This window comes from Marinococcus sp. LNHM4E3-1 (genome assembly GCF_056034405.1).
Genome location: NZ_JBQLID010000008.1, coordinates 56,565 through 68,536, shown reverse-complemented (window position 1 = coordinate 68,536; position 11,972 = coordinate 56,565). Strand labels below are relative to the sequence as shown.

Genomic DNA, 11,972 nt, shown 5'->3' with positions numbered 1-11,972 from the left:
AACCTCACAGCGAATCGAAATGTGTAAAAAACATACAGTAATAATGGATTAATTTAATTGAGTAACATGTAACCAATGTATAAGTAATAATGAGTATAAACAAGAAAATAAGAGAAAACAAAAGATATATTTTAGTGCTTACATTTTTACCCTTTTTACAGTGTATTTTTTCTTAAGTTTTTCTAGTATTATTGGACTAGAATAAATTTAAGAAAGAGAGGGTAAGAATGAAAAACATTTTTCGTATGATAGTTTTCCCTGTTCTGATATTTGTTTTATTGTTTTCACTCGTGCCTTTAGATACAGAGGCAGCCAGTTCTAAACGAATCAAAGGGGATACCAGAATAGGCACTGCGGTTGAACTTTCTAAAGAAGGCTGGTCCTCAAGTAACTCAGTGATTCTAGCTAGATCTGACGAGCCGGCAGACGCTTTGGCCTCAGCAGGTCTTGTGGGAAGTACAGACGCCCCCGTATTGTTAACGAAAACAGGCAGTGTTGATACAGAGGTTTTGTCAGAAATTAAACGACTTAATGCAAAAAATGTCTACATATTAGGCGGTACGAAAGCAATAAGCAATAATGTTAAAAGTCAGTTAACAAATAACGGATTAAATGTAACGAGAGTTTCAGGAGACACTCGTTACAGCACTGCAGCAGCAGTAAATAAACAAGCTGGATTATCTAATGCAAGTACAGCAATCATTGCTAACGGACAGACGGTGGCAGATGCATTAAGTGCTTCAAGTATTGCCGCAAATAAGAACATTCCTATTTATTTATCCAGAAACTCCAGCCTGCCTTCCGATCTCCCAAGCAGTGTTAAAAAGGTTATTATTTTTGGGGGTTCAGCAGCGGTAAGTGATTCCTTAGAGTCTTCGTTAAAGAATAAAGGTATAGCTACTGAACGTATTAACGGAAGTACGAGATACGAAACCAGTGTGAATGCAGCGAAATGGGCGAATCTTTCCGGGGGAGTTAACTTATTGGCCAGAGGCACTTCCATCAGCTCAAGCAAAGAAGATTATCCAGATGCAGTAGCAGCGGTGGGTCTTGGAAACAAAATCCAGGCGCCAATTGTCCTTACACCACCAGATTCTTCTAACAGCACGGTGAAAAACTATATAGGCTCTAAGCCGGTATACGTTTTAGGTGGAAGTGCAGCAGTATCGGATAATGCTTTAAGTAATCTTGGAGTAAGTCTTTCAAGCGAAAATGATTCAAGCAGTGAAGAGCAGGAAAAGCCAAGTGACGGCAAAATAATCGAAACAGGTACTGTAGTAAACGTCACTAATTCTTTAAATGTCCGCAGTGGTCCGTCCGGAAGCAATAATTGGATAGGCTCCCTGGCAAAAGGTGAAAAAGTAGACATTTACGACATCACAAGTAATAACTGGGCAAAAATTAATTATAATGGCTCTTATGGTTATGTCAGCATGAACTACATTGATACAGGAAAAGCAGAAGAGAAAGTAATTGAAACAGGCACTGTGAATGTGAGTAATTCATTGAATGTTCGTTCAGGACCTTCAGGAAGCGATGAACGCATCGGTTATTTATTAAATGGCCAAACTGTAGAAATATATGAAATCAGCAACAACTGGGCCAAAATTAAATATGATGATGGATATGGTTACGTCAGTATGAGCTATATCAATACGAAAAGTACTGTATCCAGTGCTTTGGATGGCGAGCTTATAGCTATTGATCCAGGGCACGGTGGTAAAGATCCTGGTGCTGTAGCGAATGGAGCCCAGGAAAAAGACATCGTATTGAGTGTAGGTTTAAGGCTTAAAGACAAGCTGGAAGCAGCAGGGGCAGAAGTAATAATGACCCGTTCGAATGATACCTTTGTGGAGCTGAGGGAAAGAGCAAATATTGCTAACCGTGCTAAAGCAGATTCATTTTTGAGCATTCACGCTAATGCTGTTTACAGTACTTCTGTCACTGGCCAGGAAACGTTTTATTACCCTGGAAGTGAAGAAGGACAAGAGTTAGCTGCAGCTGTACAGGACGAATTACTTAAAGCTGTCGGTACTAAAGACAGGGGCGTAAAAAGCGCTAATTTTTCAGTGCTCCGGAATACAGCTATGCCAGCCAGCCTTGTAGAGCTTGGTTTCATTACTAATGCCGAAGAAGCTAAGTTAATGAAAAGCAGTGATTTTCAAAATAAAGCTGCTACAGCAATGTATAAAGGAATCGAAAAGTATCACGAAGAGAATTAAATAAGAAAGTGGAGCCTTTAAATTGGGGCTCCTTTTTTCTAAATATATTTATAATGTATGGAAGAAAGTAGTTGATGATGTGAAATTTATTTCTCTGGCTTTTTTAGGGGCTTTCGTATTTTTATTTGTTCCTCATGTGACGTATGCAGAAGAAACTAAAACAATCGTAGTGGAATTTAAAAATGATAAATCTAAGACATTCTCTGCTAATACTGATCAGGACATAAATACTATTGAAGTGCCAGTAGAAAAAGCAGAAGAAAAGATGAAAGAATTAAAAAAAAATCCAGAAGTTGAGTACGCAGAATTTGAAGTATTTTATGAATTATTTGAATTTCCAAATGATCCACTATACGAACAACAAGAAGGCTATTTTCAAAACATCAATCTACCGGGAGTGTGGGATAGCTACACATCTTCAGATAAGTCAGTAGTGGCGGTGCTGGATAGTGGGATCAATCAAGATCATGAAGATCTCTCGTCAGCCATTATCAAGCCATACAATGTGATAGAAAAAAGTAATGAAGTTACTGACAACGTTGGACACGGGACACATGTAGCTGGTATCGCAGGAGCAATAACTGATAACAATACAGGCGGGGCTTCGGTTGGTCGAAATGTAAACATCATCCCCGTTAAAGTCGGTGATTCCACTGGAATCAGCAGTGTAAATATTGCTAAAGGAATCAATTATGCTGCTGAAAATGGAGCAGATGTTATCAATTTAAGTCTTGGAGGAGACAATCCTTCTCTGGCTGTTGAAAATGCTGTGAAGGAAGCTGTAGAAAAAGACATAATCGTGGTTGCCGCTGCTGGAAATGACTCTTCAACGACAAAGCAATACCCAGCGGCTTTAAAAAACGTAATATCTGTAGGGGCAATAGAAGAATCGACTAAAACTTTGGCTTCTTTCTCTAATTACGGAGAATGGGTAGATGTTACAGCTCCTGGAGACAGTATACTGAGTACCTGTACAAAAGGAGACCGATGGCCGTTTAGTAGTTGCAAAAGTTCCTATCCATATGTGGAAGCTAACGGCACCAGCATGGCAGCACCTGTTGTATCTTCCTATGCTGCTTTATTGAAATCGTATAACCCCTCTTTAACTACTGAGCAGATCAGGTATCTTATTGAAGAACCTTCTAGCAGTAATAACTCTGTCAAATTTGGCACTATCGATACGTCTTCTTCACTTAGTAAATATCAGACGGAATCGCGTTTATCCGGAAAAACTTCTGTAGATACTTCGATTGAAATATCAATGAAAGGGTGGCCAGAGGGCGTTCCCACAACTGAGGTCAATAGCGAGGGGCTAACAAGTATTTCAGGTAAAACTGCAATTCTTGCAAATAATTCTAATTTTGCAGATGGTTTAACCGCCAATACTTTAGCAGGTCAAATAGACGCACCGATATTATTGACTTTTGCTAACCGGATAAGTGAAAAAACAATTGCAGAACTAGAACGCCTCCAAGTGAATAATGTCGTTATAGCTGGTGGCACCGCCGCAATCTCCATGGAAATAGAGAAAGTTTTAGCAGAAAATGATTTCAATACTATAAGGTTGTCAGGGCCTACCAGGTATTCTACGGCAGCCGAATTGAATTCTTACAGCGCAAAGACAAATGGAGAAGTCATTGTAGTTTCAGGGGAGAACTTCCCGGATGCTTTAGCAGTTTCTTCATATGCTAATCAAAAAGAGATTCCAATTGTCTTTGTTAAAAAAGATATGATTCCAGAGGCAACGCAAGAATTTTTAAACGAGTACAATTTTTCTAAAGCTTATGTAATAGGTGGCACAGGAGTTATCAGCGATACCGTTAAGAATAAGCTGCCAAATGCTGAAAGAATATTTGGAAATACGAGGTACGAAACAGCACTGGAGGTAACAAAGAGGTTCAACGAAGATGCAGATTCTTATCTTCTGGCAACCGGTGAAAATTTTTCTGATGCCTTGGCTGGCGGGGCCTTAGCTGGAAGAGAAAACCATGGTTTGCTTTTATCACGGAGTAATTCCATACCAGACTCAGTAAGAGCATTCGTAACTAATAAACAATATGAAGCCAACCCTCCAGAGGAATTTTACACTTTAGGAGGAAAAGCAGCGATTACCAGTCCAACACTATGGCAAATGGATTCGCTCATTTACTCAAATTATTACATGAATAGATTGCTAAACTCAGATCTTAAAAAAAGGTAATAAAGAAAGAGGCGTAAAAATGCTTACCCAATTAAAATCGTTATGCGTTTTATCGGTCGCAGGGTTACTATTTGCTTTGAATACTACTGTAGCACAGGCATCTGGATTAGAAATGAAGCAAGAGTCTGAAACATTAAATGAAAAAAATTCTGTTTCTTTAGAGGACGGCAGCAAGGTCGTGGTCAGTAATAATCAAGAAAGTACGAAGGTATCAGTTGAGGGAGAAACTATAATTAATAAAGAATTTCTGAAAACCTCTCAAGTGACTGAGCTTTCTGTAAACGAACAAACATTGCTTTTAACAGAATATCGTGTACCCGGGAGTGCTAATGAATTAATTTTCGAAATTTACAACATTTCTGAGGATAATAAAAAGCTTTATGAGTCCGACTCATTAAACCACGGATTGGTGGATGTAGTGAATGGAGAGATTATATACGGCGAGCCTGAATTCAGTGAGGAAGAAAATGAAGCGTCACCATCAATTGTTGATATGGTAGTATTGAACGGAAATGAAGAAGGTTTTGAAGAAAAAGAAGAAAAAGCAGTATCGAACGAGGCTTTCCAGGATAAAATTGGAAATGAAGAAGAAATAACCACATTTTCTTCGCAGAGCAATCCTTCCGCAGAAGAAATAAATAAATTATTGACTCAAAAAGCAGAAGAAAATAATATCCCTCCGGAAATATTAAAAGCTATCGCCTGGCAGGAAAGCTCCTGGCGCCAGTTTGAAGGAGGAGAGCCGTTAATTGGTTTTGACGGGATTGGAATTGGTATTATGCAGGTCTCTCCCGGATATACTGGTTTGCCAAACGAAAACGATCCGGCTTTTCAAGAAAAATTAAAGAATGATATCGAGTTTAACATTGAAGTAGGCATAGAAATTTTACTGAACAAATGGGATATGGGTCGTCTTCCTCAAGTAAATGACGGTTCGAAGGAAGTTATTGATAATTGGTATTTTGCTGTTATGGCTTATAACGGTATTTCAGACCGAAATGATCCTGCTAAAACAAATAGAGCCTATCAGGATATTATTTTCCAGCACATGAAAAGTTCCTTCGGGGAATTAAATGTGGAATCATTCCCTACAGATAAGCTTAAAATCACCTATCCTGATGAAAACAGACCTACATTAATGTCTTTCGACGAAAAGAAACAATATAACCTTGAGCATAAATTGACCCGTACAAAGCATAATTTTGAAAAAGAAGATATTATCTCCACAACAAGCGAAGCACCTGTATACGATGAAATTAACGGGGAAATTATAAGCGGCATAAGTAAAAGTGATGTAGCAGAAATTAAAAATACAATTCAGTATGATTCTGATCGCCTGCATCATTTTGGCTGGTACAATGTAGAGTTGCCAAGTGGAAAAAACGGATACGTGCGCTCAGGCGAAATTAACGATAATAGATTTGACGGTTCTACTCGTTATGAAACGGCTGTAGAAGTTTCTAGAGAAGGGTGGAATAGCGCAGACACGGTAGTTTTATCTACAGGAGTGGATTTTCCAGATGCTTTGGCAGGTACACCGCTAGCTCATCAGGAAGATGCCCCGATCCTATTAACTAAACAAGAGAGCTTACCTGAAGAAACTTTAAACGAAATTAAAAGGCTTTCCCCAAATGAAGTTATTATTTTAGGAGGAGAAGCAGCAGTATCAAGCAGCGTTGAAAACGAACTGAATAATCTTGGTGTACAATCGACAAGAATAGCAGGCAAGGATCGTTTCGAAACAGCACAAAAAATTTCACAAAAAATATCGAACCCAAGTAATGAATATGTAGTAGCTAATGGTTTTTCTTTTGCTGATGCTTTGGCAGCGGCACCGTATGCTGCTAATTCTGGAAAGCCCATTCTGCTCACGCGTGAGATAACTCTGCCACAGGCAACTAAAGATACGTTAAAAGGGGCAGATGAAACACTAGCCGTAGGTGGCACAGCAGTGATTTCTAAGCAGCTGTATTCAGAACTTCCTAACGCTGAACGTATAAGTGGTTCTACTCGTTATGGAACAGCATCTGAGATTGTAAAACAATTAGAATTTAATAAAGACAATGCTTATATGGTGAATGGAGAGAACTTTCCTGACGCGCTTACAGGCTCAGTACTAGCAGCAAAAAATCAAGCGCCTCTGCTCCTTACAAAATCGAATGGCCTGCCTTCAGAAACAATAGGTCTGAAATCCTCCTTTAAGACAAGTGGACTTTATGTAATAGGAGGAACAGCAGCAGTGGGATCCAACAGTGCATTAGAATTCAAAAAGTAAGCTTTAAAGTAACAGTCTTTGTTAATAATTATATTAGCAAAGACTGTTTTATTTTTGAGCTAACATGCCATAATGGAAGAACTATGAATCACAATCACAAAGTTGGAGGCGCTTATGAATATATTATTTATTACAAACATGTTTCCATCAAAAGACCATCCGCAGTTTGGAATATTTGTTGAAAATCAGGTGAAAGCATTAACAAAACAAGACCAGGAAATACTAGTCCTGGGGATTAATCAACCTTCTTCAAGCAGGGGGAAAGTAATAAAAAAATATTTTCAGTGGGGATATAGATGGGGCAAAACAGTATTAAACTCTTTGAAAACCAAAGTAGACATTGTGCATGCGCATTATACTTTTCCTTCCGGTATGCTGGCACTAATGTTTAAAAAATTAACTAAAACCCCTTACGTGGTTACGTGCCATGGAGGCGATATAAATAAAATGGCAGAAAAAAATGAGTACCTTAAACGTATTACCTTCATTATTTTGAAAAAAGCGGATCATGTGATTGTGGTGGGGCCAGAATTATTGGAAAAAGTTCAAAAAGAATATGAAGTGCCTTCCCATAAAATTAATCAAATTAGTATGGGTGTAAATAAAGCAATGTTTCATCCGGTTCCAAAAGTAGAAGCGCTACAGGCTACACAATTGAACTCAGAGGAAATAAATATTTTATTTGTTGGAAATTTAGTGGAAGAAAAAGGAATAGAAGATTTGCTGAAGGCCTGGAAAATTACAGTGGAAAAAGAAAAAAATATCAGACTGCATGTAGTGGGCAGCGCCAAGAATGAGGCTTACAAGGAGAAAATAACAGATTTAATCCAGAAAGAAAATATGGAAGCTACGGTCAGTTTTCACGGTGCTAAGCCTCAGTCTGAACTGAAAAATTGGTTTTCCTCTGTAGATATGCTTGTAGTGCCTTCAAGAAATGAAGGTTTTGGTTTAGTGGCTTTAGAGGCAATGGCCTGCGAGACACCTGTGGTAACTACGGATGCTGGAGGTCTTAAGTACATAGCTGCAAAAGGCAGAGGCTTAATGGCCAATGCTGGTGACCCCGAAAGCTTAAGTGAAAACATTTCTGCTATGTTAAATCTTAATGAAGAAGAAAAAGAGACAATGATCAAGAAAGCATTAATATTTGTTGAAGAAAATGAAGTGAATAATTTAAATAAAAATGTTTTAAATATATATGAAAAGGTCATAAATTATTATAATTAAATATAAGCATAAACTAACTATTTCTACTGCAGGTTTAATGGTATAATTTTATAGGTTAAGCTCAAAATCTTTATAAAGTTTCTTATGCAGGCAAATCGGGGAGGATTCCTAATGATTACAGCGATTGCTCTGGTTTCATGCTTTTTAACAGCGTTGATATTAACGCCCTTAGTTAAAAAGCTGGCTTTTATGATAGGAGCGACAGACAATCCTAACGACCGAAAAGTTCATACAGGTGAAATGGCACGCTTAGGCGGTTTGGCTATTTACGTTTCTTTTATATTAGGTCTTTTCATTTTGAAACCGGAAAATGAATATCTTCCTTTTATCTTTGCAGGCGGAACTTTAGTATTTTTAATAGGTGCTTTGGATGATATAAAAGAACAATCAGCTAAAATGAAATTAATTGCTCAGCTTGCAGCTGCCATTATAGTGATAGCTGGAGGAGTACAGTTAGAATTTATTAACCTGCCGTTCGGCGGAGTTTTAGAATTGGGATTTTTAAGCATCCCTATTACATTGCTTTGGATTATTGGTATTACCAATGCTATAAACTTAATTGATGGTCTGGATGGCTTATCAGCAGGGGTTTCAGCGATTGTCCTGGCCACTATTTCAGCTTTGAGCATTGTTCAGGGTGACATTTTCATCGTTGCTATGGCTATCGCTCTCTTGGGCGGAACTTTAGGGTTTTTGGTACACAACTTTCATCCGGCAAAGCTATTTATGGGGGATTCTGGAGCCCTGTTTCTTGGCTTCATGATTGCTGTAATTGCTTTGTTAGGTTTTAAAAACGTAACCGTTTTTTCGTTAATTGTTCCTCTACTCATCTTAGCCGTTCCTATTTCTGATACACTCTTTGCGATAATCAGACGGGCATTACAGAAGCAGTCTTTTTCAACGCCTGACAAATCGCACTTACATCATTGCCTGCTGCGCCTGGGATATACGCATAGACAGACAGTTCTAATTATATACTTGATCAGTGCTATCTGCAGTGTAGCTGCTGTTGTATTTACACTTTCAACGCTATGGGTTTCTATTGTAGCATTGTTAGTAATGATTATTGCTATTGAAATTTTAGCGGAAAGTGTCGGATTAGTCAGTAATTCTTACAGGCCGTTCCTAAGATTCTTAAAAAAAATTTCTGGAGGAACAAAAGAATAATATTAAAAACTACTGGTTCTTTAGTAATAAAGGCCAGTAGTTTTATGATTTTAATTGTGCTTATTATTTTGATTTGCTTTTGTAAGGAGAGAGAACAAACACAGCTTCAGGAGGCATTTTTCCAAATAGCAGGCTGGCTGCTTTTGGTGAGAGCTTATGAATAGTAAAGATGACTAAATAACAAAAAACAACTACAGTAATGTAGCGAAGCAGGATGTCTACATGAAAAAGATAATTGTTATGCATAGGGATAAATCTTGCTGCTTCTTTTAAAATGAATGGATGAATTAAATAAAAACCAAAGGAATACAGCGCTACCCTCTTTATGCATTCAGTGATTTTGGTAGAAGCAGTCTGAGCGGTTCGCTCTGCTAAACGAAAGAAAAATAAGCTGCCTATAAATAAGAAAACCATTGAAATTAGCTTGTAGGGGTCCCAGGAAAAATAGTAATTGTTCATCTCGTAGACCTGGTAATAGTAGACGGCAGCCAAACTCCCAAAGATTAACGTTATGGTGCCCCAAAACCAATTACTATTTGAATAAGCTTTCTTTCTTTGTTGTACATAATAAATGCCTAGCCATCCACCTAAGAGAAAAGTTGAAAGGCTATTGAAAAACAAACTGAATTCTACCAAGTCAAATTTTAAATTTAGAAAATAATATATGTATTCAATTATAAAACCAACGAGCCAAAGGTATTTGCGTAGCCATACGCTGGATTGGGCTGCATAAACAAATAAAGGAAGAAAAAGGTAAAACTGCACTATAAGAAATATAAAATGTAATTGATAATAGGAGGTGCCGGTAAGAATTCTTTGGGGAATTTCTGTTATAGCCAGGGCTCTATCGCCAGTAGCGACAGAATACATCTCGTAAAATAATGCCCAAATAAGATAAGGTATGATTATAAAAGTGACTCGTTTTTTATAATAATCCTTTAAAGTAGATTTATTTAATGTTTTGGGAAATAAATTATAGAAAAACACCAGCCCGGTAATCATAATAAAAATGCCTGCTTCAATGCGGGCAATACGGTTAATAAAATGGTATTTTTCATAGGCTCCACTTTCCAGGGGGAGAGTAGTAGAAAATGTGCCTGTCACGTGGACGAACACTACTAGAAGCATTGCTACAAACCGTAAATAATATATAGATTCGATCCTCATGTATAAGATACCTCATTTTTGTCATTGTCTGATCCTATTTAAGAATAGTATGAAAGGATTGTAAAGCGAATTGGAAGAAAATGCATCAAAACACATATGATAAAATAAATGATGACTTTGCTTTGGCAATACATCTAGATAGAGAGGGAGCGCTATTGACGAGAAAAATAGGTATTACAAGTCTCATTTTTATTACTGTAACACTTTTTTTGAAAATTTCCGGCTTGTTAAGGGACATGACCATAGCCTTCTATTTTGGTGATTCTTATTTAGCAGATGCATATTTAGCGGCTTTTATCATTCCTAACATGCTTTTTTTGTTTATGATTAATGGTATGAAAAACGCTTTGGTCCCGGGGTATATTGAGGCAAAGCATGTTAATCAGGGGAAAAATTACCTGAACCAGATTCTTAAAAGTATTGTATATATAGGCATTCTGTTTGGAGTTCTTGGAGCGTTATTATCGCCTGTTTTAATCAGGGTTTTATACCCCAGCTTTAATAATGAAGCTACGGATATCGCCGTCAATGTATCTATCATACTTTTTGCTGCTCTTATATTTGTAGGAATAAATTCTGTAATGGAAGCATACCTGGATGCTGAGAACTTGTTCTCTTTATCCGCTTTTTCACAAATGATTGTGATACTTTCCAGTATAGCAGGTGCCGTTTTGTTTGCTGGAGAGCTGAGTGTCTATTCGTTAGCACTTGGTTATCTTATTGGTTCTATTATCTCGCTTGTATTTAAAGTTCCTGTTTTATCCAGGCGGAATATGATAAATTTGGGCACTAAATTAAATCTCCCTGAGCTCTCTGCTTTCTACCGGATTTTTATCCCAGTTGCTATGACTGTGATGGTGGGTCAAATTAATTTGGCAGTAGACAATGTATTTGCCAGCTATTTCCAGGAGGGAGTAGTTACATATATTAATTATGCAAAAAATTTGGTTCACTTTCCTCAGCAAATCTTTGGTATTACGATTGCAACGATCATGTTCCCCATGCTGGCGAAAGCGATGGCTGCAAATGATGAACCCTCTTTTAAGCGGGGGATAGAAAACGGATTAAATGTAATGTACTTAGTGGTGATTCCTGCTATCGTTGGCATGTTTGTGTTAATGCCTAACATTATAAGTCTTGTTTATCAAAGAGGAGCCTTTAGTGAAGAAGCGGTTATAAACACTAGTGAGGTGGCCTATTATTATTTTGGCTCTGTCCTGTTTTTTAGTTTGAACAATGTATCTAACAAAGGACTTTATACTTTAAAAAAAGGTCACTACGTTTTAATTATCGGTTTAATTACTGTGGTTCTGAACGCTGTGTTTAATTATATATTTACCACCTGGATAGGTTATGTGGGGATTCCTTTAGCATCTTCTGCTGTTGGCTTGCTTTACGCACTTGCCTGTTATATCGTCTTTTCAAAAACGATTAATGGATTAGATCACAAGCACGTCCTGAAAGAATTCACCAAAATAACATTAAGCGTAGTAATAATGGGTGTCGCGACATTTTTACTCAAAACTCAAGTTCTTCACAATTTCAGCAATTTTTTTCTTATTATGATCATTGCGTTGGCAGGAGCGCTTATATATATAATATCCATCTGGCTTTTTAAAGTGAAGGCTCTTAAGGTTTTAATAACTAATTTTAGAAAGAAGGTATAAATATTGAAACAACAGCTGAAGTATCTTATAAAATACATGGAACCGGCGAT

General features: G+C 37.5%; 7 protein-coding genes. 6 read left to right on the top strand and 1 reads right to left on the bottom strand.

Annotated elements, in window-relative coordinates; translation table 11 throughout:
* Positions 1 to 227: 227 nt before the first annotated feature.
* From ACTRXI_RS10305 to ACTRXI_RS10285, 5 genes are all read left to right on the top strand, one after another.
* Positions 228 to 2,222: an N-acetylmuramoyl-L-alanine amidase gene (locus tag ACTRXI_RS10305; protein WP_474262341.1), complete on the top strand. Its 1,995-nt coding sequence runs from the start codon at positions 228 to 230 to the stop codon at positions 2,220 to 2,222.
* Between the two features lie 22 nt (positions 2,223 to 2,244).
* On the top strand, positions 2,245 to 4,422 hold the full coding sequence (locus tag ACTRXI_RS10300) for a S8 family serine peptidase (RefSeq protein WP_474262340.1): 2,178 nt from the start codon (positions 2,245 to 2,247) through the stop codon (positions 4,420 to 4,422).
* Between the two features lie 19 nt (positions 4,423 to 4,441).
* Positions 4,442 to 6,697 carry a cell wall-binding repeat-containing protein gene (locus ACTRXI_RS10295; RefSeq protein WP_474262339.1) on the top strand — a complete coding sequence of 752 codons (2,256 nt, stop codon included), beginning with the start codon at positions 4,442 to 4,444 and terminating at the stop codon, positions 6,695 to 6,697.
* 114 nt (positions 6,698 to 6,811) lie between these two features.
* On the top strand, positions 6,812 to 7,921 hold the full coding sequence (locus ACTRXI_RS10290; protein WP_474262338.1) for a glycosyltransferase family 4 protein: 1,110 nt from the start codon (positions 6,812 to 6,814) through the stop codon (positions 7,919 to 7,921).
* A gap of 114 nt (positions 7,922 to 8,035) precedes the next feature.
* On the top strand, positions 8,036 to 9,088 hold the full coding sequence (locus ACTRXI_RS10285) for a glycosyltransferase family 4 protein (protein WP_474262425.1): 1,053 nt from the start codon (positions 8,036 to 8,038) through the stop codon (positions 9,086 to 9,088).
* Positions 9,089 to 9,151: 63 nt separating this feature from the next.
* Here ACTRXI_RS10285 and ACTRXI_RS10280 read toward each other — a convergent pair whose 3' ends face one another.
* Positions 9,152 to 10,255 carry an acyltransferase gene (locus ACTRXI_RS10280; protein ID WP_474262337.1) on the bottom strand — a complete coding sequence of 368 codons (1,104 nt, stop codon included), beginning with the start codon at positions 10,253 to 10,255 and terminating at the stop codon, positions 9,152 to 9,154.
* A gap of 80 nt (positions 10,256 to 10,335) precedes the next feature.
* Between ACTRXI_RS10280 and murJ the strand changes: the two genes are divergently transcribed.
* Entirely contained in the window at positions 10,336 to 11,922 is a 1,587-nt protein-coding gene (murJ, locus tag ACTRXI_RS10275) for a murein biosynthesis integral membrane protein MurJ (protein ID WP_474262336.1), read from the top strand.
* Positions 11,923 to 11,972: the final 50 nt, after the last annotated feature.

Bases quoted from the DNA above. Each gene is read 5' to 3' on its own strand.
- ACTRXI_RS10305 (WP_474262341.1), top strand. From the start codon at position 228: ATGAAAAACATTTTTCGTATGATAGTTTTCCCTGTTCTGATATTTGTT.
- ACTRXI_RS10295 (WP_474262339.1), top strand. From the start codon at position 4,442: ATGCTTACCCAATTAAAATCGTTATGCGTTTTATCGGTCGCAGGGTTA.
- ACTRXI_RS10290 (WP_474262338.1), top strand. From the start codon at position 6,812: ATGAATATATTATTTATTACAAACATGTTTCCATCAAAAGACCATCCG.
- ACTRXI_RS10280 (WP_474262337.1), bottom strand. From the start codon at position 10,255: ATGAGGATCGAATCTATATATTATTTACGGTTTGTAGCAATGCTTCTA.
- murJ (WP_474262336.1), top strand. From the start codon at position 10,336: ATGCATCAAAACACATATGATAAAATAAATGATGACTTTGCTTTGGCA.